This window comes from Streptomyces sp. CA-179760, assembly GCF_050937045.1.
In the GTDB taxonomy this organism is placed as follows: Bacteria; Actinomycetota; Actinomycetes; order Streptomycetales; family Streptomycetaceae; genus Streptomyces.
In genome coordinates, this window is the sequence record NZ_JBNJLZ010000001.1 from 5,645,050 (window position 1) to 5,666,093 (window position 21,044).

Sequence of the window (21,044 nt, forward strand, 5' to 3'; positions counted from 1 at the left end):
GCGCTGTGCCCGTTCTTCAGGGGTGGCAGCGAGCGGGAGGGTGAAGAAGCCCTCGGGGGTGAGGAACCAGACGGGGGGTGGGTCGCTCGGCGGGGCCGGTGGCAGGAGCGGTGCCGTGGAATCAGAAGCGGGTGTCATTGGGTCGCAGGCCGTTCCGGATGAGATGAGGAGATGAGGTCAGAAGTCATCGGGGAGGTAGTCGCCGATGTCGACCCTTGTTCCGTCGGGTTCCATGGTGATGTTCACCTCCGAGGCTCCGAATACGGATGTGTACCTGCTCGGGAGCAGAATCTCGACCCGAATGCGACCGGTTGGGTTTCGCGTGATGATGGGAGACACGGACGCCGGCGTCTCCTTCTCGTCGGCGAAGTCCAATACGGTGGCTCGCTGTTGCGGCGTCAGGGAGTCAGGAGCAATCAGCTCGCGTGGGGGAGTCAGATAGCGAGTGAGCTTTCGGCGCGCCCTGCAGCGCAGTCTGCACCACGAGCCGTCCACGAAAGTGACCTTGAAGTCTTCGCCGTCCTTGAAATCCTTGAGTTCCACGCTGCCGATGTCGGAGCGAGGGCACTCCCAGATCACGTTGTCGTCGATGAACTCCATGTCCTTCTTGACGAAGGGCAGGTGGACGATGACGATCCTGCGGTCGGTGACGATCAGATGTGTGAAATGGTGCTTCTCATCCGCTCGGCCAGGATCCAACTGCCATGGCAGAGTGCGGGCGATCGTCCCTGGCCCGGCCCACAAGACCGGGAAGTCCTCGACCTCGTCCGCCGGGTCGTCCGGAGTGTCGGAGCCCTCGTCACCGGATGTGCCGCCGCCACTGAGGTTGCCGCCGGCTGCGCTGAGAAAAGCCATGACCGCGACGCCCGCCGCCGTGGCGGCGCCTCTCAGCGACTTGTGGGCGACCGCCCCGCTCGTGGAGCGGGGTGTGTAGGAGGGCCCTTCTGGCCAGCCCGGCAGCTCGTGCTGGATGTCCTTGCGCTCAAGGTCACGGAACCAGCGCATGCCCCGGACCGGTGCGGCCGCGCCGGTGGCGAACGTGACCGGAGCGCGGGCGAGCAGGGTCTCCCCGGGGCCGGGCTGCCAGATGTTCATTGTGGTGCGGCCTTTCTCACGTGGAGCACTCGGTTCTGCGACTAATCACCGGACAGCGCCTGGCCTATGTGTGTACCGACCTTCGGTGCGATCTTGAAACCACCGTCGATCGCCCTGCCAAGGCCACTGATGGGATCCATGTTTCCCTTGAGCAGCGTATTGATCCCCTTTGTGCCCAACCACTGTCCTTGTTGGTATCCGGCACTCACGAGTCCGCCCGCACGTGACATCAAATTACTGCTTGCGTGTGAGACCTGATAGGCATGCTCGGACACGCCTCCGATCTTTATCAGGCCGGCTTTCCCGAATCCCTCGGTGAGGCCTTCTGAGGCCTTCCCAAAGGAAAGCAGGACCTTGGAGCGGCCGATGTCCTTGTACTTGAACCCCTCCCCGAGCAGCTTCGACGTGGCCTTGGCCGCGCCCAGGGCCTCATCCGCGGTCTTACCGACCACCTTGACACCCTTGCCGAACATGCCGATGCCCGGCATCAGGCCCAGCGCGTCCAGTCCGAGCGTTGCCCAGCTCACATCCGCGCCGGCGGCCTTGGCCACGCCGTGAGTCGCCAGCGTCAGGCCCGCTCCGATGAGTGCGGCGGTGCCGAAGATGGCCGCGAGCGGCGGGAACGGGAGGGTGACGATGGCCAGAAAACCGAGGACCGCGGTGATGTCGCCCAGTACGTCACCGATCGCCTTGATCAGGTCGGCGTGCTCCTTGAGCCAGTCGCCGGTGGCGCCCCAGGCGTCCGCGATGCCGTTGCCCAGCTTCTCCCAGAAGCCGGGCTCGTCGGGAGCGATGTCCGCGGCCTTGTCCAGCTCCTTGCTGATCTTCGCGGCGGCCTGCTTGTAGCGGTCCTCGAGCTCATGGACCTTCTGGATGAGGCCGGTGACATCGCCGGAGGCCTTGCCGTACTCGTCAGTGCCTTCCTTGGCCTCAGCCTTGGCGTCGAGTTTCTCCCCGGCCTTCTTCTCCAGCCGGTCCGTCTCGTCCTGGAAGTCCTGGAGGTCGTTGGCCCAGCGGTGCAGCGCGCGGGATACCTTGTCGAAGGACTCGTGGCTCTTGCGGATGAGCGGAGTGACGTCCTCGCCTATGTACTCGGTGAAGGCGACAGCGGTCTTGCCCTTCCAGGCGCCGCACTCTATTCGCTCCAGCTCTCGTACTGCCGTGCCCAGTTCGCCCGCCAGCTTGCCCAGCCGTTTGGCGAGTTCCCGGGTGTCCTCCACGCTTCCGGGAGTGGGGTCCCAGCCGATGTTGGGAGGGACGGTGCGCTGACCAGCCACGCTACTTGCCCTTCTTCTTGGCCTTGAGCGATTGGGCCAGCTCAAGGTCAAGGCCGTCGAACGTCTCGCCGATCTTGTTGATCATCTTCACCGCGCCGTGGGTGTGCTTGCCGAGCTGCTTGATGCCATAGCCCCAGTCATCGGCGAAGTCCTGAACATCCTCGATGAGTTGGCTCTCGCCGACCGCCGAGGAGTCTGTGCCTCGAAGGTCGCGACGGGCGTCCTCCATGCGGTCGCTGATCGAGGAGAAAGTCTTCTTCAAGTGCTCGAAAATGGTGTCTTCGAGGCGCAGATCGCTCATCTGGGAATTTCAGTCTCTGTCGGTTTGGTGGCGGCCTCGCGGAGTGGCGGACCCCGTCTGTGCCGGATCAGCGGGTGGCGGCTGTGAGCGCCTGGGCAGCGATGTCCGGGGAGCGGCCGAAGGGCCCGTCGCGTGGGCCCCGACGGGAGGCGCGAGGCGGGCGCGGCAGTGAGCAGGGCGGTAGGCGGCGCTTCAAGTGAATCCCCCGAGAAGCAGTATCGGTCTGCCAAGTACTACGACGGTATCTGCTCGGTTCTGCGGTTCACCAGTGCGAACTTCCCGCTGGAGCTGGGTGATTCGGGCGGAAGAGGGTGGGGATGGAGATGTTCGTGCATCGGCGCGTCTTTCCCTAGGAGCGCGCCTGGTGAAAGTGTGTCCACGTAGGCAATCGCCATCGTGAAGAGATCTGCACAAAGGTCACACGATCGCGTCGGCCTTCATGGGCCTCGGGGGCGGCGACTTCTCCGCATGGGAGCATCCGTTGTCACGCCGACCGACAGCGACAGGGATGCCGGCTGCAACGTCACGTACCTCCGCGTGTCCAGCAGCGGCACCTACCCCTTCAAAGCGTCCATCACCTGGAAGGTGACCTGGACCGACTTGACCGACCCGGACGGTCCGCCGCACAACCTGGGCTGCCGGACGGGTTGTCCACGTTCGAGTGGGACGTGACGGTGAAGGAGCCCCAGGCCATGACCCGTTAGTGGTCTGATCGCATAGGTGCGCCGGTTGGCCGTCGTTACGGATGGATGTGCTGGTGATGTCCGATCCGACCGCCGGAGGCGCGTTGGCTGGGCCTGTCCGTGTGCGCAGACTGACCGATCAGGAGAGGCAGAGCTGCAGCAGCTCGTGCGCCGTGGCAGTACCGACTAGGTGCGCTGACGGCGCGTGATGATGCCGCTGGCTCGGCCGGTGGGAACCGGGCGCCGGTGATCTTCCAGGTGGTGCAGGTCGACGAGGACGCCGTCCGGGATGTGATCCACGGTTCAACGAGACCGGACTGGACTGTCTGGACCCTCAGTGGGCGGGAGGCCGTCCCTGCCTGCTCAGTCGTGACGACGAAGAAGGAAGAAACACCCCGACCGGGTGCCGGCCACGTTCCACCGCACTTACGAGGCGCGCTGTTTTCACGGCTGGTACTCGGTCGAGCGAGGACCGGCTGCGGATGTCAATCGCCGCAGGAAGGGCGCCGCCCACTCGTTGGCCGCGCTGAAGTCGAGCCGAGCCGCCCGGCCCGGCGGCGCGTCCATCTACGTGATCATGGACAACCTGTCCGCTCACAAGGGCCTGGCCATCCGCCGCTGGGCGAAGAAGAACAAGGTCGAGTTGTGCATCATCTCGGCCTACGCCTCGCTCCTGCTCTCCGTCGTATCCGCTCCTGGTGGTGCTCGCTGTCAGGAGCCCGACGGATCCTGGTAGAGCCGTACGGTGGCGGCGATCTTCCGTACCGTCGCTTCAGGTACTTCGTCGGACACGCCCTTGGCGCCGTAGAACGACCAAGAGGCCAGGTCGCCTTGGGTGTTCTTGAAGGCGAATGTCCATGCCTTGCCGTCCGTCGAACACTTCTGGGTCTTCTTCACGCCTACGGACCAGGCGGCTCCCAGGCTCCCCCTGATGCCGGAGTTCGTGGTGAACGGCTCCACCGTGGCCGGTCTCACCTTGGCCTTGTCGGGTTGGGTGAACTGCCCGTACACCCAGGTCTCGGGGTCGGAGCCGGCGATCTCCTCGGTACTCCGCGCGCCGTTGTTGCCCCTGGATCCCGTGACGGCGAGCGGCGTGTGCTCCACGCTGCCGTTCTTGTCCTCGTCCGAGGCGCACCACTGTTCCTTCAAGTACGCGGGGGCGCGCATCCCGATCAGTGGGGTGTCGTCCGGGTCGTCGTTCTCGGAGACATACGTGACCCAGTCAGGGGACTGGAGCGCCCACTGCGGCGGAACGTCGAACGCGATTCCCTGGTCGGGGTTCGTCACCACCTTCCAGCCCTTGACGGTGGGGGTCTCGGCGTCGGTGCCTGTACCCGTGTCCCGGGGGTTGCTCGGATTCGCCTGGGGCGAGGATGCCTGGGAGGGGTCGTTGCCCGCCTGGTCGTTCTCGCGGCTGCCGAGCAGGAGGAAGCCGGTTGCGGTCGCGGCTGCTACGACGGCTGTCGCCACGGTGACGGCGATGATCGTGCTGCGGCTCCGGCCGCCGCTCGACGACGGAGGCACCGGCACACCGGGCTGTTGCGAGGGCGCGTTCGTCGCGTGCGGCTGCTGGAATGGGTTCGTCTGGTGGTATCCGGGCTGCAGGTACGGATTCGATGGCTGCCCGGCGGGCGGCTGCTGAGGTTCGTGCCCGCCCTCGGGCGGCTGCTTTCCTGGCCACATGCGGCGTAACCATACGATGATCAGCGCCGAAGCGTGATCGGCCGCGACGAGTTGGTCCGGGCAGGGGTCCACTCTCCGCGGCCGAGCAGGACGAAGGATCCAGGGTTGTCACCTGTTGACGGACTGGATTTCCTGGACGGTGATGTCCTGGTCGTTGCCGAAGGTGCCGTTCGGGAGGTCGTCGCCGGCGCCGCCGGTGCCGGTCCAGGTGATTTCCCAGGTGATGGTGGCCTGGAGCTTGTACGTGCCGTCGCCGGAGGAGCGGAGGTACTTGATGCCGCACGGCGGTGTCTGGTTGGCCTTGCCCTTGGCGTAGGGCTCGCCGATGGAGTCGTCGGCGTTGATGGTGCACTCGCCGGAGGCGGGGTAGGTCTCGGCGTCCTCGGTGCCCGGCTCCAGTTTGAGGGATACCGGCTTGGCGGTGGTGGTGGCCTGGATGTTGAAGCCGGGGACGTTGAGGGCGGCTGTGGCCTGGACCTCGTCGAAGACGGCCTTGTCGAGCCAGGCCCAGGTCGGCAGGTTCACCTTGGTGTTGGTCTCGGGGGCGAGGGTGACCTTGGTGTCGGGGAGTTCCATGTGCTGGTAGGCGAGAGCGGCGAGAATCTCCGGGGTGATGGCCTCTTCGTACTGGGGCGGCGGGGCATCGCCGTTCTCGACCCAGAACGGGAGGTCCGTGCACGAGGTTCGCTTGAGGTAGTCCGGCTCGTTGGGGTTCTCGACGCCGGCCCAGAACATTCCCTTGCCGTCGTTCTCGACGTTGTAGTCCTTGTAGCCGGGTTTCCCGGGGATGTCGAACTCGTCCTCGTAGTGGCGCTTGGTCTCGCCGAGCGCCGAGCCCGCGGTCCCGCTCATTCCGGGCGTGTTCAGCTGGCTGTCGATGTGCTTGGACATCTCCTTCTTGAAGTCCTTGGCGCCGAGGTAGGGGGCATACCAGCAGGGAGGGGGTGTCCAGTTGACGTCCGTGGACGTCACGTTTCCGGTGCCGCCGCCCTTGGCGACGGAGCCGGAGTACTGGATGCGGGCGGCGGCGTAGACGCCTTTGCCGTCGCCGCCACCTGACTGTTCTGTGTTGGCGCCCTGAGCGTTGGCCGGCTCTTCGTCCGCGTAGGCCGGTTCCGTGATAGCGAGCATCCCCAGGGTCAGCCCCAGGGCAGCTGCGCCTGTGCGGAGGGCTAGATGCCGTGACCTATTCACTGGCACTTCGCCGCCTTGGCCTCGACGTAAACCTTGGAGGCCTGCCACAGGCCATCTCCGGTGGGGAGCTTGATCATGACGATCTTGAAGTAGTCGAAGGACGTGATACTGGGGGCGCTCTTAAGGATCTTTCCAGTCTTGACTTCTTTAGAGTAGAACTTGCTCGAATCCACACAGAATGCAACCTCCACCGAGTTGCCGTTCGGCGCGGACCGGGTAGTGGCCTGATAGTGGCGCCGTGTGCCGTGTGCCGTCCAACCACCCTCTAGCCGGGCGTTGATTTGCGTCTTCGCGTACCTCGTCCCATCGCCGGTCGAGTAGGCGACCAAGGCAGCGTCCTTGGTCGTGCGCTTGTCGACGCCTCGGTAGATGGCCCGGACGAAGTTCGCCGCGTCCTGCATCGCAGCCGCCTCGTTCTTGTCCTTCGGCTTGTCCCAGTCGAAGACCAGGTTTATGTCCTTGGGCAGGGACACGTCCACGCCGTCCGGCTTGTCTTCCGCCGGTGCTCCTGAGGGGATGCCGACCCCTTCGGCGTCTCCGCTTCCTGGTTTGCTCCGGCGATCTTGTCGTTGTCGCTGGGCTTGTCGTCCCCGCTACCGCAGGCCGACAACAGCAGTGCTGCCGTCGCGGCCAGCGCGGCGGCAACGGGCAAAGGGCGGCGCTTCACAGTGGATTCTCCCCGTGAGACAGATGTGAGTTCAGGGGACAGACGCTATCGGTGGGGTTCTCGCTTTCGCCAGAGCGAACTTGGCCGATTGCCGGGGCATTTAGGGCGTATGGGGGTGCAGCGGAGCGGGGCGTGTCCTGATCGTGCCTCACCGGTGAACGCCCCGGACGCTTGGTCGTGCTGCGTCCGGGGCGTTCGGTATGGCTGGGTGTTTTGCTATCGCGTCGCCCCGCATCGAGGGCAGGCGCATGGCGGGTATGTGGAGGTTTGCGGCACAGGCTCGTGGGGGCCGCCGGCCAGGATCTCGACCTTGCCGTGGTCCTCGGTCACGGTGCCCTTCGCGTCGACCTTGTAGACGTGGAGGGTCATGCGTGAGTGGGGGTGGGGGGATTCCAGGAGTTCGGCTGCCTCTTGCAGGGGCGGGTAGTGGGTGACGCACTCCTGGCAGGCGTAGATGGTGAGGCCGGGGCCTGTTGGGGCGGGGGAGCTGCCGAGCGGGATCCGGACCGGGATCGGTTCATACGTGGAGCGCTCGCAGTGGGTGCACATGCGCACCGCCGGGCGCGTCATCGGGTGGCCGCCGGGACTCGTGCGCCGTGGATGTGTTTCGTGCCCACGTCGATGCCGTAGGTGGCCAGGCGGGCGGCTCGGCGGCGTTCGCGTTGGCGGCGGTCTTCCGTGGGGTCCAGGGCCCAGGCGCGTACGGCGTGGCATGCGTTGTCGTCGAGCTGTTCGGTGAAGCGAGGAGGCGGCGGTGGGGTGCCGGTGACGCGTAGAGGTGGCACCGCGCCGAGGCGGTGGCGACCTCGGGGGCGTGGGGTGCACCGGCTCAGCATCCACGCGAGGGTGCGGACGATAGGGTCCAGCATTGTCAGCGCTCCATTTCAGCGTTGGCCGTGCCCCGGGACGGCTTGCCTCCGTCGCCGGGGTTTCTTGCTGTCTGGTTCCCAACTTAGCTCGACTTGTATCGCTACGTATGCAGACGTATCTCAATGACAGAGCTGTTGGCTGTACGAGTAGCTTCCCGATCATGAACTTTCAGCCTGATGCCGAAATTGATCACGAGGGCCCCGTGACCCCGTACCGTCAGCTCGCCGAGATCCTGCGGGCGCGGATCAAGCGGGGGGACTGGCAGCCCAATCGGCCGATCGCCAGCGAGTCGCAGCTGGTTCAGCAATACGGACTGGCACGTACGACTGTGCGCCGTGCGATCGCAGTGCTCGTGGAGGAAGGACTGGTCTTCACCGTTCCGCAGCGAGGGACCTACGTGTCACCGCCGACCGTTGAGCACGAGTCGCAGGCCTAGGTTCCGCCCGAGTTTGCTGTTACGGCCATTCAACCGCCATCCCGTAACTACACTCCCGCCCCATGCGCACCCCCCACCACACCAAGCATCCGAAGCCGAGAAGAGGCGGCGTCTCCCGAGGAGGCCGTGAGGGAGGGCCCGGGGGCGGTGACGCCCCCTGACCCCCGCCGAGTCGAAACCCGGGGCCCGCGCCCGCGCCCGCCACAAACAATCCCGCGACCCCCGAGCCCACTGGCTCCTCCTCGCCCTCACCCTCCCCCTCGTCTTCGCCTTCCTGATCTTCGAGGGCTGGACCCAGCACGAGGTCGACGCCGCCAAGACGCGGACCCCCTGTGCCTCGCCGGTGCCCGATGCCGTGGCCAAGGGCGGGCCCGTGATCGGGATCAACCGGGACGGGATACGGACCGGGGGATGCCCGCCCGGACCGTCGCGCTCACCTTCGACGGGGGGCCGGACCCCGTGTGGACCCCGCGGCTGCTGGATCTGCTCCGCAGGAACAACGCGCGGGCCACCTTCTTCGTGCATGGCGCCCAAGCCGCCCGGCATCCGGATCTCGTGCGGCGGATCCGCGCCGAGGGACATGAGATCGGGTCCAACACGTACACCGGGGCCGTGCTGGGGGAGTCGTCCGGGCCCCGTTTCGAGGCCGAGCTGGAGCTGACCCAGAGTGCTCTGGCCGGGACCACCGGACAGCGGACCAACCTGCTGCGGATGCCGCGGACGACGACCCCCGACACACTCTGCGGTCGCGAGTGGGACGCGGCGCGGCGGGCCACCGGGTACGGGTACGTGCTCGTCTCCGCCGACAAGGGCGCGCGGAAGCCGGCGCAGGGGATCGTCCGGCAGCTGAGCCAGACGGAGAGCGCCTATGCCGAGGTGCGCAGGCTGCTGAGGAACCGGGGAGTCGACCGGTTCACCACCGTGTCCGACGGGCTCGGGCTCGTCCCGTACAAGTCCGCCTCCTTCGTGGAGCGGTGGTCGGGGGAGGGGCTGATCTGGGTCACGCGGATCGGGCAGGTCTTCTCCACCGCCATGATCTGGATCCTCGGCGTCGCCGGTGGGCTCGGTGTGCTGCGGCTGTTGCTGCTGGCCCTGTTCGCGCGGGCGCATGTGCGCCGGCTGGAGCGGTTCCGGACCGGGGCGCCCTGGATGCGCGACACGTCCGGGCCGGTGACCGTGCTCGTCCCGGCGTACAACGAGGAGGCCGGGATCGGGTCGACCCTGCGGTCGCTGCTCGACTCCAGTCAGCGGGAGCTGCAGATCATCGTCATCGACGACGGGTCCAGCGACCGTACCGCCGACATCGCCGAGAACATGGGGGACCCGAGGGTGGAGGTGGTGCGGCAGCCCAACTCCGGGAAGGCCGCCGCCCTCAACACCGGCCTCGCGTACGCCCGGTACGACATCGTCGTGATGGTCGACGCCGACACCGTCTTCGAGCCCGACGCCATCGAGCGGATCGTCCAGCCGCTCGCGCATCCCGCCGTCGGCGCCGTCAGCGGCAACACCAAGGTCGGCAACCGGCGCACCCTGCTGGGCAGATGGCAGCACCTCGAGTACGTCTTCGGCTTCAACCTCGACCGGCGCATGTTCGAGGTGCTGGAGTGCATGCCGACCGTCCCGGGCGCCATCGGGGCGTTCCGCCGGGACGCGGTGATCGGCGTCGGCGGGGTCAGCGAGGACACCCTCGCCGAGGACACCGACCTGACGATGGCCCTGTGGCGGGCCGGCTGGCGGGTGCTGTACGAGGAGTCCGCCGTCGCCTGGACCGAAGTTCCCACCAGCGTCAGGCAGTTGTGGCGGCAGCGGTACCGGTGGTGCTACGGGACTCTGCAGGCCATGTGGAAGCACCGCGGGGCGCTCTTCGGCCGGGGGCCCGCCGGGCGGTTCGGGCGGCGCGGGCTGACCTACCTGGCACTCTTCCAGGTCGCGCTGCCACTGCTCGCGCCCGTCATCGACGTCTACGCCCTGTACGGCGTGCTGTTCCGCGATCCGGTGGAGTCGGCCGGGGTGTGGTTCGCCTTCTTCGGCGTGCAGATCGTCTGCTCCGGCTACGCGCTCAGACTCGACGGCGAGCCGGTACGGGCCCTGTGGTCGATGCCGTTCCAGATCGTCGTCTACCGGCAGTTGATGTACCTCGTCGTCATCCAGTCGCTGGTCGCGCTGCTGGTCGGCAGCCGGCTCAGGTGGCAGCGGATGCAGCGCTCCGGCACGGCCGCTGAACAGATCGGTGGGCCGGTTCCGTAATAAGGGTGTGCCGATGCGTTGACCTCACAGCAGGACGGGCCGATGAGCGACTGGACCGACCATCCGGGAGACCACCGGGCGGGGCAGGACCCGAGAAGGGTCCCGTCCTCGTCCCCGATGGTGCCCCCGCCGTCGACCCGGACCGCACCCCTGCCCGGCATGTCCTCGTCGGCCGCGCCCGGACGCTACGACAGTGGCGTCCAGGAGCGTGGACGAAGAGGCGGCAGCGGGGCCCCTGGAGGCACGAACCCTGGCAGCAGGAACCCGCGCCGCCGGGCCGGACGCAGCCGCCGCCTCGTGCGCACGGCCGCCGTCCTGTCCACCGTCCTGGCCCTCGCCGGCGCCGGTACGTACGTCTGGGCCGACACCCGGCTCAACCAGGACGTCGACCTCGGCACACTCAGCGGCCGGGTGGCGCCCGGCGAGGGCACCAACTACCTGGTCGTGGGCTCCGACAGCCGCGACGGCCTCTCGGAGCAGGACAAGAAGGACCTCAATACCGGCTCGACCGACGGCCGCCGCACCGACTCGGTGATCCTGCTGCACACCGGGGCGAACGGCACCACGATGCTCAGCCTGCCGCGCGACTCCTGGGTGACCCTCCCGCCCTACGTCGATCCCGACACCGGCAGGAGCTACCGGGCCACGCCCGACAAGCTGAACGCGGCGTTCTCGCTGGGCGGCCCCGACCTGCTCGTGCAGACCGTGGAACGCAACACCGGCGTGCACATCGACCACTACGCGGAGATCGGCTTCGCCGGCTTCGTGGGGGTGGTGGACGCGGTCGGCGGCGTCGACATGTGCCTGGACAAGGCCGTACGGGACAAGGACTCCGGCGCCGATCTGCAGGCCGGCTGCCAGACCCTCGACGGCTCCGAGGCACTGGCCTTCGTGCGGCAGCGCAAGCAGGAGGCCCAGGGGGATCTGGGCCGTACCCGCAACCAGCAGAAGTTCCTCGCGGCCCTGGCCGACAAGGCGGCCACCCCGTCCACTCTCGCCGACCCGTCCAAGTCCTTCCCGACCCTGAACGCCGGCCTCGACACGCTCATCGTCGACGAGGGCACGGAACTGCCCGACCTCATGAAGCTGTTCGAGGCCATGAAGAAGGCCACGGCCGGCAAAGGCAGCCAGCTCAACGTGCCCGTGGCCGACCCGGACCTGCGGACCTCCAAGGGCAGCGCGGTGAAGTGGGACGACCGGCGGGCCCGCGCCCTGTTCGCGGCGATACGGGAGGACCGGCCGCCCGGCACATCGGGCAGCGGCGGCTAGAGGAACGGCGTCCCCGGCTCCAGCCCCGCCAGCACCCTGCCGTACAGCTCCAGGTTGGTCGCCGGATGGACGAACGCGTGCAGGTTCAGCGCCCGCAGATCGCGCACGGCCCGCTGGATCGGCACCTCCTCGTGGAGGGAGGAGGCGCCCGAGGCCGAGCCGAGCAGATCGGCGGCCTCCAGGCAGAGCCGCGCCACATAGCCGCTGCGCGCCCGGACCCCGGCCCGTTCCTCGGTCGTGTACGGCTCCCCGCTCGCCGCCCGCGTCTGGAGCAGCGTGACGATCTCGTCGGTCAGATGCTCGGCGCAGGAGATCTTCAACGCCGCCTCGGCCGTCTGCAGATGCGTGACGGGCGCCTCGTTCTGCCGCTCGTAGAAGGTGTACGTGATGCCCCGACGGTGGATCCGCTCGCGGAACTCCGCCAGCGCCGAGCGGGCGAGGCCGAGGGCGTTCGGCGTCGCCCAGACGCAGAACATCAGCAGCACCGGCACCCGGTAGAACGGGTCGTCCGCGTTGGCCTTCGACGCGAACTCGCCGCCGAGCAGCGGGGCCACCGGCAGCACGCGGTGGGCCGGTACGACGACATCGCGTGCCACGACACTGTTGCTGCCGCTGCCCGCGAGACCCGACACCCGCCAGTCGTCGAGGATCTCCAGGTCGGCCACGGGCACGGCCGTCCACACCGTCTCCGGCCGCCCCTCGATCCGGGCCGTCAGCAGATGCCAGTCGGCGTCCCGGCAGCCGGTGGCGAAGGGCGAGGTCCCGTTGACCACATAGCCGCCGTCGCCCGTCGGGACCGCCGTCGCGCTCGGGATCAGGCTGCCGCCGACGCGCACGTCGGGGCTGGTGAAGATCTCGTCCTGCGCCTCGTCCGGGAAGAGCGCGGCGACGTACGCGCAGCCGGCCTGGATCAGCGTCATGAAACCGGCCGAACCGCACGCCGCCGACAGCTCCGCCAGCGCGTCGACCTGGGTCCGCAGGCTGCTCTGGTAACCGCCGTACCGCCGGGGCACGTTCATCCGCTGGATCCCGGTCCCGGTCAGTGCCTCCACGACCTCCCGCGTCACCCGCCGCTCCCGTTCGGTGCGCAGGGCGTGCCCGCGGACGAGGGGCGCGAGCCCGCGGACCCGCTCGACCAGGCCGGTGTCGGTGGGAGGTACAGGCAGTACGGCGTCTCGCGTGCCCGAAGTCATGGCTGCACCGTGACCTGCCCCGGGCCCGGTGTCAACGGGCCCTGATCCTCCGGGAGTTGATCCCGGCCAGCGGCGCCTTCAGCGAGCCGTACCCCGTCGCGGCCCATACGCTCCGCTCGGCCGGCAGCTCGAAGTAGGGGACGGTACGGCCGTCCTCGTCCGTGTCGGTGAGCACCTCCGGGGCGCGGCGGTCCCGCAGGGCGTCCGCGCACCCCTGGCACACCGCCACGTCCAGCCGGTCCCGGCGGCCGAGCGGACGCCAGCCGGTGCGCAGGGCGGCGCGGCCGTGCAGGGGGTGGAAGAAGCAGCGGGGGAGGGCCGTGTCGGCGGTGCCGGTCAGGGCGTCCTCGCCCTCCTGGACCAGGGCGAGGACGCCCGCCAGGTCGGGCAGGCCACGGGCCTCGTCCAGTACCTTGCCGGCGGCGGCGTACGCGTCGAGGGCGTGCTGGAGCCCTGGTGTCGTGGAGAGGTCGGCGGCCTGGGTGGCCTCGCCGAGCGCCAGGACCTCCGCCTCCGCCCGGCGCCGCAGCTCCGCCTCGTCGGCCGCGCGGGCCGTCGCGAACACCAGCTGCGGCACGGCCGGAGCCGCCTTGCGGGCACGGATGCCGCCCCGGGCCGCGAGGGCGGCCAGGGCCAGGGCCGGTACGCCGATGAGCAGCCACCAGGCGGATCCGCCCGAGTCCGACGCGGCCGAGGAAGCCGCCGAGTCGCCCGGGCCGTCCGGCGAAGCGGAGGGCGTCGCCGAGCCGTCCAGGTCCTTGATCGCCTCCTCGTACCGCTGCGAGCCCTTGCCCTCGGCCACCAGCTCGACGGCCTTGCCGGTCAGGTCGGCGAGTCCCGCGTCCCGCGTCTCGTCCAGGAACCCGGCGGCGGCCACGGCGTCCCGGGCCTGGTGGGTGTCGGCGGGCCACTCGTAGCCGTCCAGGGAGTCCGCGAAGTCGCCGTCCGTCGTGATGAGGACGAGCTCGCGCTGATCCGGGAAACGGTCACGGACCGTGCCCGCCAGAACATCGGAGTCGCCGTCGAAGGCGTCGCCCTTGGTGAGGGGCGTGAGCACGACCTTGATCGGCAGGCCCGTCCGGCGGATCTGCCGCTCCAGCTGCCTCTGCCGGGAGGGCGGTACGGCATCGGCGTACGCCTCGTCGACGTAGACGGGGGAGCCGCGCAGGGCGCTCGCGATGCGCTGCCCGGCGCTCGGTTTGTCGCCGTCCGCCGCCCGGGCGGCGGTGGTGGTGAGCGCGGCCAGCAGCAGGGCCGCGAGGACGGTGATCAGGCGCTTGACGTCAGTGGACACCTGCGGTCTCCCTCACCTTCTCGATGAGCCGGGTGATTCCCTTGGGTACGGCGGTCAGCGGGCCGTCGGTCGCGTCGTAGTACGGCACGCGGCCGCTGCCTGCGGGGGCGGGCAGTCTCATCAACCGGTCCGGCATCCCGACCGGATCGGCGATGGCCGCGTCGCGGCACAGCGCGCAGACGGGAAGCAGGCGCCGGCCTGTGCCTTCGGCGGAGACCCGCACGTGGGAGAGGCGCACACCGGGGCCGTGCAGGGGGTTGACGCCACAGCACAGGTCGGTCTCGTCGCCGGTGAGTGCGGCACGGCCCGCCCGCGCCAACACGATGACGGCGACCAGGGTCGCGGGGTCCGCCCCGGACCTCCTGGCGCGGTCGGGGTCGCCGTCGACCAGGAGCATCGCCGCGTCGAGGTGGTCCCAGGCGCGGGTGCGGTCGTCCGGATCGCTGAACTCGCCGGTGAGTGCGATGAGTTCGGTGTACGCGGTACGCCGGAGGTAGGAGGCCGAGGGTTCGGTCGGGGCCGTGAAGGGCAGGCGGTCGGTGGCCTCGGGCGCGGGATCGCGGCGCCGCAGCAGACGGCCGGCGGTCCACATCACGCCCGCCGCGACACCGGACAGCAACAGGGCCGCAAAGGCGCCCACGAAGAGGCCGGGCGTGAAGTCGGTGGCGAACAGGGGCGGGAGGGCGTCCTCGTCCTCGGCCCTCGGAGCGGGGGCCGGCGCGGACTCGAAGTCCGGACGGTCCGTGCGCGGGGCCTTGTCGACGAAGGTCATGAGCGTGTCGAGGCGCTCGCCGAGGAGATGGTCGCCGGCCTCGTCCGCCCTGCTGTCGCCGAACGTGACCGCGTCCGGCAGGTCGAAGGACAGGCTGTCGGAGTCGATGCGCAGGCCGTAGTTGTAGACGTCGATCGTGCCGTCGTCCGGGTCGGCCACGACGTACAGCCCGTCCTGGCGTGCCTTCGCGTGCACGGCGGCGGCGAACAGCCACGAGTCGCCGGCCGACTCGCTCGCGGGCGTCTGCGGCACGAGGGCGACGTACACCGGGCCCCCGCCGTCGGAACGCCGGAAGTCGCGGATCCGGTCGTGCAGCCGGGCCAGTCGGCGGGAGTCGAGGACCCTCCGGCTCTCCGGGTCCGCGTAGACCGGGTCCTTCCTCAGGCCCGCCGCTACGCGGTCGACCCGGGCGGACAGGTCGGCCGGGGAGGGTGGCTCCGACGCGCTCGACCTGCTCTGGTCGAAGACGACGGGGGCGGTGAGGGCGATCGCCGCGGCGCTGAGGACGGCGGCGCCGGGGACGACCCACCGGGGGACGCGCCGGGCCGCCCCGGAGCGACGGCGGCGGCGCCTCGCGTAACCGGCCACCAGGAGGATCGTCAAGGGCACGCCGGTGAGCAGGATGCCCGTGACGAACGACTGGTTCCGGCGGTCGGACGGGCCGATGTACATCTCGGCGGGCTCGTCGTCCCGGTACGTCTCACGCGCCGCCTCGGCCCGTGCCGTGGCCTTCTCGCCGCCCTGGGCGATGACCTCGACGAACTTCTCGAGGCTGAGCAACGGGCCCGCGTCATAGGGCAGTTCGTACATCGTGACGGTCGAGGCGGCGTCGGCCGGTACGCGCACGCCGTAGGCCGTCGCCTCCACGACCCCGTTCTCGTCCACCAGGACGAACAGCCCGTCCCGCCCGAGCCGGTCGTGCACCACGCCGAGCAACTGCCTGGCGTCCGTGCTGCTCTGTGACGGCAGGACCAGGACGTAGGTCGGGACACCGGTCTTCTTCGCGAGTCTCGCGAAGTCGGGGGCGGTGGAACGGGGGATCTCGCGGGGCAGCTGGTCGGTGACGTGGACCGGGTTCTCGCGGAGGCGGTCGGCGAGGTAGGCGGCCTGGGTGACGGGCGCCGGGGTGTCAGCCTCCGCCGCTCGGGCCGGGGTGGCGGGCGCGGCCTCCACCGCTCGGGCCGGGGTGGCGGTTGCGAAGACAGCCGCCATGGCGCAGAGCGCGAGCAACAGCCGGGGGAAACGGAGCCGGTCGCTGCTCGATGACCGTATGTGTACTGCGTATGCCCCGCTTGCCGTGACTGCTCTCACCGGTGTGGCCCCCCGTGGTCCGATCGCTGTCCGGGCGGCACTCTACCCGCGGGCTTCGCGAGTGCTACACGTTGCGGGCTGCCGGGGCGGGAGTGATCAGGATCGGTGAACACCGGCTGGTGGAAGGATGGATGGTGTCTGCCGGGCTCGGCACGGGAGGGAGTGAGGGTCGGCATGTGGCGCGAGTCGCTGGAGGACCTCGTGACGGGCCCCTGGCGTCCTCCCGCGCCCTACGCCGCCCTCCACGCCATCGAGACGTCCCTGGGCAGCCCCCTGCCACCAACCCTCCGCTTCCTCCTCCTGGAGACCGACGGGCTGGAGGGCCCCTACGGAGAGGACATCGTCTGGGCGGCCGACCGCATCCTGAACGACGACCTCGCCTTCCGGACCCGGCCCGAATTCCGTCTCCTCCACCGCCCCTTCGACCCGCTGCTGTTCTTCGGCGACAACGGCGGGGGAGACCAGTTCGCCTTCGTCCAGGACCTCGGCGACGGCAGCGTCCACGTCTGGGACCACGAGACGGATGAACGCAGCCTCGTGGCGCCCGACCTGGGCAGCTATCTGCGCAAGGCGTTGGGGAGCGACGGAGCAAACTGGTACCGGTAGCGGAACCCGGCCCTTCAGCCCAGCTTCGCGTTCTGGGCCTTCACCACCGTCGCCGGGAGCTTCGCGTCGCCCGGCCTGTCCTGGACCATGGCCATGCCGTCGACGGAGAAGTAGACGGCGAGGACGTCGCCCTCGCGGACGGCCTGGGCGTGGATGGTGTGGGTGATGCCCTTGACGGTCATCGTGGAGCGGAAGGCCAGTGACTCGTCACCACCCTCGGCCACCGGCTTCTCGCTGGTGGCGGAGTCGTATGTGGCCGTGTTCTTCGCCTTCGCCGTGAAACCACCGCCGCACGAGCCGACGCCCTTGGCCAGCCCCGCGAAGGCGGACTCGGCCTTGCCCGGCGCGTACGTCGTGAGTGTGATGTACGTGAACTGGCTCTCCTCCAGGATGGTGTGGGTCAGGTCGCCCTGAGACTCGCCGAGGGGCAGCTGGTTCATCGCGTAGACCAGGGGTGCGCAGGCGGGCTTGTCGACCGTGACGTCGTCCGGGGACTGGGCGAAGGCGTACTCGTCGTCCTTCTTGGAGGCGGGCCTCACGGAGAGCCCCGGCACGTCCTTCTTCGTGACCATGAGCTTCGCCAGCCGCTCGGCCGGAGTCACCTGCTTCGCCCGGGACGCGGTGGGCCTCGGCTCACCGGTCGCCGAATCCGACTCGGCGCCTCCGCCGCACGCCGTGAGCGTGGCGAGGGAGAGCAGGGACAGGGTGGAGGCGGCGAGCGCGGCCCGCTTCATAAAGGCTCCTTGTGGGGGTAGGCAGACCGAAGATCATGGCACGGTGAAATCCCGGCCCACGTGAGTGAATCGTGTGGGCCTCATGGTCGACGCGTGACGAAAGGGCCTGTTGCCGTGCGTCCGTCGCTCCGGGGCGGATTCGCTGCCGCACAGGGAGCCGCCCCGTGAACGACCTGACGGCGCGCCGCCATCAACGGGTTTGTCCAGGCCCGAAGTTGCAGATGGATAACGGTGCGCGTCGTGAGGTTCAGGACGCAGGACGTGCCTTGAGGGGCTTATGCGCGGCTGATACGGTGCGATGGCTTGACACTCACCCCCAGTGCTGGCTATTCGCCCAGGTAGGGCGGGTACGTCCGGCCCGTCCCGCAGTTTCCGGGCGAGACAGGCGCGGGTGAAGTGTCCACTTTTGAAGGCAAATTGACATACATCATCTTGGGTGTACGGGGAGCGGTTGCGTGAAGATCCAAGAGCGTACGGGGGCGGGCGCAGGTCGTTCCGCCGCTCCTGCTCAGCCGTCGGTCGGCGACCGCCTTCCCGCACCGCCTCGCGAGCGCAAACCGGCACTGGCCGCGCTCGCGGTGCTGCTCATCCTGGTGGGTGCGCTGGGCGCGACGATGCTCGTGCTGCAGGCCGGTGACCGGATCGAGGTCGTGAAGGTTACCAAGCCGATCCCCGCGGGCGGCTCGGCCGACTCGTCGAACACGACCTCCGTGATGGTCGCCGAGGACGCCGACATCAACTACGTCCTGTGGAGCCAGCGCAAGGGTCTCGAGAAGCTGAAGGCTGTCAGCACCATCCCCGGCGGAGTCGTCGCGGTCGGCGAGATGTTCGGTGACAAGGCCGGTGTCGAGGCGGGCAAGGCCACGGTCGGCCTGTCCCTCAAGGCGGGCCAGTACCCGACCGGCATCAAGCAGGGCGACACCGTCGCCGCCTACCGCGTCTCCGCCGACGCCGGAGCCGGTTCCCGCAACAGCGGCAGCAGTGACTCGTCCTCGTCGACGGCCGGCAACTCCGTCATCGTCGACCAGGCCCGAGTCACGTCCGTCCCGGACGCGAAGGGCTCCGGCGACGAGATCGTCAGCAGCACCAACCTGGCGGTCACCCTGACCGTCGACAGCGACAAGGCCGCCGATCTGGCCCAGGCTGCCTCCAACAGTGAGGTCGCTCTCGTTCTCGTCTCCGGTAACTCCGGCAACTAGAAGGCGGCACCCACCCCATGGCGCTCATCGCTCTCGCCGCCGACAAGGGTTCCCCCGGCGTCACCACCGCGGCCGTCGCTCTCTCGGCGGTCTGGCCGCGCCGTGTCCTGCTCGCCGAGGCGGACCCGGCGGGCGGTGACCTCGTCTACCGCAGTGCCGCAGCACACGGCGGACCGCTGAACCCCAACACCGGCATGCTGTCCATCGCCGCCACCGCGCGCCGCGGACTCGCGCCGGACCAGCTCTGGGACCACGTACAGCCCTTGAGCGGCGGCCTCGAAGTGCTCGTCGGTCTCGGAATCGCCGAGCAGGCGGCCGGCCTCGCGGGACTGTGGCCGACCCTCGGGCACGCCTTCGCCTCCCTCGCCGACTCCCCGAACGCCGCCGCCGACGTCATCGCCGACTGCGGACGCGTCAGCGGGGACACCCCCGCCGTCGAACTGTTCCCGCACGCCGCGCTCGTGCTGCTCATCTCGCGCACCGAGCCGGAGGCCATCGCCCGGGTCCGTGACCGCGCCGCCGCCCTCGCCGGCAAGCTGCACGGCGGAACGCGCGGCGCCGCGAGCCTCGGCACCCCGATGATCGGCGTCGTCCTGATCGCCGACACGGGCACGGCGCCCAAGCTCGCCTCGCAGGTCAACGACATGCTCGTGCACGCCCAGACCGGCGCCCGCGTGGTCGGCACCATCGCCGACGACCCGGCCGGCGCCGACCAGCTGGCAGGCCGCAGGCGCGGCCGGCTCGACAAGTCGCTGCTGATCCGCACCGCCCGCAAGGTCGCGGCCGACATCTACCAGCAGTACGGCGCCGCCTGGGCCGCCTCCGCCCAGGCGAACCAGGCCCCCCAGCCTCACCAGCCCCAGCACCCGGGCCAGATGCAGGGCCACGCGGGGGCCGGCGCATGACCGCTGTCGACCACCAGTTGGTCAAGCGGTTCCGCCAGGACGCCGGCGACAGGATCGCCGAACAACGCCGACAGGACCAGGTCGCGGGCGTCACTCCGATGTCCACGGAGGACGAGCGGCACTACGCGCGTGCCGTCATAGCCCAGATACTGGAGGAGTACGCCCGCGCCGAGATCAACGCGGGCCGTACACCGCTGGACGCCGAGACCGAGGAGCAGTACGCGGCCGCCGTGCACGCCGCGCTGTTCGGCGTCGGCCGGCTCCAGCCGCTGCTGGACAACCCCGACGTCGAGAACATCGACATCAACGGCTACGACCAGGTCTTCGTCGGGTACGCCGACGGCCGCGAGGTGACGGCCGACCCCGTCGCCGAGACCGACGAGGAGCTCATCGAGCTCATCCAGGTGCTCGGCGCGTACTCGGGTCTGTCCTCCCGCCCCTTCGACTCGGCCAACCCGCAGCTCGACCTGAGGCTCCCCGACGGTTCACGTCTGTCGGCCGTCATGGACGTCACCCGGCGCCCCGCCCTGTCCATCCGCCGCGCGCGCATGGGCAAGGTGTTCATCTCCGACCTCGTCGGCAACGGCACGGTGACGCCCGAGGTCGCCCACTTCATGGCCTGCGCGGTCCGTGCCCGCAAGAACATCATGATCGCGGGCGCCACCAACGCCGGCAAGACGACGCTCCTCCGGGCCCTCGCCAACGAGATCCCCCGAACGAGCGCCTCATCACCGTCGAGCGGGCCCTGGAGCTCGGCCTCGACACCTTCGCCGACCTGCACCCCAACGTCGTCGCCTTCGAGGAACGCCTGCCCAACTCCGAGGGCCAGGGCATGATCTCGATGGCGGAGCTGGTGCGACGCTCGCTGCGCATGAACCCCTCCCGCGTCATCGTCGGTGAGGTCCTCGGCGACGAGATCGTCACCATGCTCAACGCGATGTCACAGGGCAACGACGGCTCGCTGTCCACGATCCACGCCAACAGCTCCCACGAGGTCTTCAACCGTATTTCCACCTACGCGTTGCAGGCCTCCGAGCGGCTGCCCATCGAGGCCAGCCAGATGCTGATCGCGGGCGCGGTGAACTTCGTCGTCTTCATCCAGCGGCGCAACAACTTCGGCAACGGCGGCCGCCTCCAGCGCATGGTCACCTCCGTCCGCGAGGTCAACGGCGTCGACGGACGCGTCCTGTCCAGTGAGGTGTTCGCGGAGGCTCCCGACGGCCGCGTCGTGCCGCACGCCCCCATAGCCTGCGTGGAGGAACTGATGGCACACGGCTACCGGCCGACCGGGACCTGGGGGTGACAGGA

The 21,044-nt window shown here is 69.3% G+C and carries 17 protein-coding genes and 3 pseudogenes; 8 read left to right on the plus strand and 12 right to left on the minus strand.

What is annotated here, in order from left to right; all coding sequences use genetic code 11:
• Positions 1–177: 177 nt before the first annotated feature.
• The 3 genes from ACQEV8_RS25675 to ACQEV8_RS25685 form a co-directional block, all read right to left on the minus strand.
• Positions 178–1,005 (minus strand): hypothetical protein, encoded by an 828-nt coding sequence (locus ACQEV8_RS25675; protein ID WP_432964455.1) that lies wholly within the window; start codon positions 1,003–1,005, stop codon positions 178–180.
• Positions 1,006–1,136: 131 nt separating this feature from the next.
• Positions 1,137–2,315: an enoyl-CoA hydratase/isomerase family protein gene (locus ACQEV8_RS25680; protein ID WP_432964458.1), complete on the minus strand. Its 1,179-nt coding sequence runs from the start codon at positions 2,313–2,315 to the stop codon at positions 1,137–1,139.
• A 58-nt stretch (positions 2,316–2,373) separates the two neighbouring features.
• A complete protein-coding gene (locus tag ACQEV8_RS25685) occupies positions 2,374–2,673 on the minus strand; it encodes a hypothetical protein (RefSeq protein ID WP_391103271.1) in 300 nt (99 codons plus the stop codon).
• Positions 2,674–3,759: 1,086 nt separating this feature from the next.
• Here ACQEV8_RS25685 and ACQEV8_RS25690 point away from each other — a divergent pair.
• A complete protein-coding gene (locus ACQEV8_RS25690; RefSeq protein ID WP_432964461.1) occupies positions 3,760–4,092 on the plus strand; it encodes a hypothetical protein in 333 nt (110 codons plus the stop codon).
• Here ACQEV8_RS25690 and ACQEV8_RS25695 read toward each other — a convergent pair.
• The 5 genes and pseudogenes from ACQEV8_RS25695 to ACQEV8_RS25715 all read right to left on the minus strand — a co-directional run bounded on the left by ACQEV8_RS25695 (position 4,068) and on the right by ACQEV8_RS25715 (position 7,769).
• Positions 4,068–5,039 (minus strand): hypothetical protein, encoded by a 972-nt coding sequence (locus ACQEV8_RS25695; protein ID WP_432964464.1) that lies wholly within the window; start codon positions 5,037–5,039, stop codon positions 4,068–4,070. The genes ACQEV8_RS25690 and ACQEV8_RS25695 overlap by 25 nt on opposite strands.
• Before the next feature lie 108 nt (positions 5,040–5,147).
• Positions 5,148–6,170, minus strand: a complete 1,023-nt coding sequence (locus tag ACQEV8_RS25700; protein WP_432964467.1) for a hypothetical protein — start codon at positions 6,168–6,170, stop codon at positions 5,148–5,150.
• 59 nt (positions 6,171–6,229) lie between these two features.
• Positions 6,230–6,900: pseudogene (locus ACQEV8_RS25705) on the minus strand (hypothetical protein).
• Between the two features lie 216 nt (positions 6,901–7,116).
• The gene (locus ACQEV8_RS25710) at positions 7,117–7,470 is read right to left on the minus strand and encodes a hypothetical protein (protein WP_432964470.1); all 354 of its coding nucleotides are present in this window, start codon (positions 7,468–7,470) and stop codon (positions 7,117–7,119) included.
• Positions 7,467–7,769 (minus strand): hypothetical protein, encoded by a 303-nt coding sequence (locus tag ACQEV8_RS25715; RefSeq protein WP_432964473.1) that lies wholly within the window; start codon positions 7,767–7,769, stop codon positions 7,467–7,469. The genes ACQEV8_RS25710 and ACQEV8_RS25715 overlap by 4 nt, the downstream gene beginning before the upstream one ends.
• A gap of 161 nt (positions 7,770–7,930) precedes the next feature.
• Here ACQEV8_RS25715 and ACQEV8_RS25720 point away from each other — a divergent pair, with 161 nt between their 5' ends.
• The 3 genes and pseudogenes from ACQEV8_RS25720 to ACQEV8_RS25730 all read left to right on the plus strand — a co-directional run bounded on the left by ACQEV8_RS25720 (position 7,931) and on the right by ACQEV8_RS25730 (position 11,722).
• On the plus strand, positions 7,931–8,206 hold the full coding sequence (locus ACQEV8_RS25720) for a GntR family transcriptional regulator (protein WP_432964476.1): 276 nt from the start codon (positions 7,931–7,933) through the stop codon (positions 8,204–8,206).
• Positions 8,207–8,363: 157 nt separating this feature from the next.
• Positions 8,364–10,453: pseudogene (locus ACQEV8_RS25725) on the plus strand (glycosyltransferase).
• Positions 10,454–10,495: 42 nt separating this feature from the next.
• Positions 10,496–11,722: an LCP family protein gene (locus ACQEV8_RS25730; RefSeq protein WP_432964479.1), complete on the plus strand. Its 1,227-nt coding sequence runs from the start codon at positions 10,496–10,498 to the stop codon at positions 11,720–11,722.
• Here the strand turns inward: ACQEV8_RS25730 and ACQEV8_RS25735 are convergent.
• The 3 genes from ACQEV8_RS25735 to ACQEV8_RS25745 are packed head-to-tail and all read right to left on the minus strand — an operon-like array spanning position 11,719 to position 16,193.
• Complete coding sequence (locus ACQEV8_RS25735; protein ID WP_432964482.1) at positions 11,719–12,915, minus strand: acyl-CoA dehydrogenase family protein; 1,197 nt, start codon at positions 12,913–12,915, stop codon at positions 11,719–11,721. The genes ACQEV8_RS25730 and ACQEV8_RS25735 overlap by 4 nt on opposite strands.
• Positions 12,916–12,946: 31 nt before the next feature.
• A complete protein-coding gene (locus tag ACQEV8_RS25740; RefSeq protein ID WP_432964485.1) occupies positions 12,947–14,209 on the minus strand; it encodes a hypothetical protein in 1,263 nt (420 codons plus the stop codon).
• Complete coding sequence (locus ACQEV8_RS25745; RefSeq protein WP_432964488.1) at positions 14,199–16,193, minus strand: hypothetical protein; 1,995 nt, start codon at positions 16,191–16,193, stop codon at positions 14,199–14,201. Before ACQEV8_RS25745 ends, ACQEV8_RS25740 begins: the two co-directional genes overlap by 11 nt.
• Positions 16,194–16,466: 273 nt before the next feature.
• Here ACQEV8_RS25745 and ACQEV8_RS25750 point away from each other — a divergent pair, with 273 nt between their 5' ends.
• Positions 16,467–16,898, plus strand: a complete 432-nt coding sequence (locus ACQEV8_RS25750) for an SMI1/KNR4 family protein (protein WP_432964491.1) — start codon at positions 16,467–16,469, stop codon at positions 16,896–16,898.
• Positions 16,899–16,912: 14 nt separating this feature from the next.
• Here the strand turns inward: ACQEV8_RS25750 and ACQEV8_RS25755 are convergent, their stop codons facing one another.
• The gene (locus ACQEV8_RS25755; protein WP_432964494.1) at positions 16,913–17,632 is read right to left on the minus strand and encodes a hypothetical protein; all 720 of its coding nucleotides are present in this window, start codon (positions 17,630–17,632) and stop codon (positions 16,913–16,915) included.
• A gap of 455 nt (positions 17,633–18,087) precedes the next feature.
• Here ACQEV8_RS25755 and ACQEV8_RS25760 point away from each other — a divergent pair, with 455 nt between their 5' ends.
• The 3 genes and pseudogenes from ACQEV8_RS25760 to ACQEV8_RS25770 all read left to right on the plus strand — a co-directional run bounded on the left by ACQEV8_RS25760 (position 18,088) and on the right by ACQEV8_RS25770 (position 21,039).
• Positions 18,088–18,831 (plus strand): hypothetical protein, encoded by a 744-nt coding sequence (locus ACQEV8_RS25760; protein WP_432964497.1) that lies wholly within the window; start codon positions 18,088–18,090, stop codon positions 18,829–18,831.
• A gap of 17 nt (positions 18,832–18,848) precedes the next feature.
• A complete protein-coding gene (locus ACQEV8_RS25765) occupies positions 18,849–19,736 on the plus strand; it encodes a hypothetical protein (RefSeq protein WP_432964499.1) in 888 nt (295 codons plus the stop codon).
• Positions 19,733–21,039 (plus strand): annotated as a pseudogene (locus ACQEV8_RS25770) (CpaF family protein). Before ACQEV8_RS25765 ends, ACQEV8_RS25770 begins: the two are co-directional and overlap by 4 nt.
• Positions 21,040–21,044: the final 5 nt, after the last annotated feature.

Bases quoted from the DNA above. Each gene is read 5' to 3' on its own strand.
- ACQEV8_RS25675 (WP_432964455.1), bottom strand. From the start codon at position 1,005: ATGCGCTGGTTCCGTGACCTTGAGCGCAAGGACATCCAGCACGAGCTG.
- ACQEV8_RS25685 (WP_391103271.1), bottom strand. From the start codon at position 2,673: ATGAGCGATCTGCGCCTCGAAGACACCATTTTCGAGCACTTGAAGAAG.
- ACQEV8_RS25695 (WP_432964464.1), bottom strand. From the start codon at position 5,039: ATGTGGCCAGGAAAGCAGCCGCCCGAGGGCGGGCACGAACCTCAGCAG.
- ACQEV8_RS25700 (WP_432964467.1), bottom strand. From the start codon at position 6,170: ATGCTCGCTATCACGGAACCGGCCTACGCGGACGAAGAGCCGGCCAAC.
- ACQEV8_RS25710 (WP_432964470.1), bottom strand. From the start codon at position 7,470: ATGACGCGCCCGGCGGTGCGCATGTGCACCCACTGCGAGCGCTCCACG.
- ACQEV8_RS25715 (WP_432964473.1), bottom strand. From the start codon at position 7,769: ATGCTGGACCCTATCGTCCGCACCCTCGCGTGGATGCTGAGCCGGTGC.
- ACQEV8_RS25720 (WP_432964476.1), top strand. From the start codon at position 7,931: ATGAACTTTCAGCCTGATGCCGAAATTGATCACGAGGGCCCCGTGACC.
- ACQEV8_RS25730 (WP_432964479.1), top strand. From the start codon at position 10,496: ATGAGCGACTGGACCGACCATCCGGGAGACCACCGGGCGGGGCAGGAC.
- ACQEV8_RS25735 (WP_432964482.1), bottom strand. From the start codon at position 12,915: ATGACTTCGGGCACGCGAGACGCCGTACTGCCTGTACCTCCCACCGAC.
- ACQEV8_RS25745 (WP_432964488.1), bottom strand. From the start codon at position 16,193: ATGGCGGCTGTCTTCGCAACCGCCACCCCGGCCCGAGCGGTGGAGGCC.
- ACQEV8_RS25750 (WP_432964491.1), top strand. From the start codon at position 16,467: ATGTGGCGCGAGTCGCTGGAGGACCTCGTGACGGGCCCCTGGCGTCCT.
- ACQEV8_RS25755 (WP_432964494.1), bottom strand. From the start codon at position 17,632: ATGAAGCGGGCCGCGCTCGCCGCCTCCACCCTGTCCCTGCTCTCCCTC.
- ACQEV8_RS25765 (WP_432964499.1), top strand. From the start codon at position 18,849: ATGGCGCTCATCGCTCTCGCCGCCGACAAGGGTTCCCCCGGCGTCACC.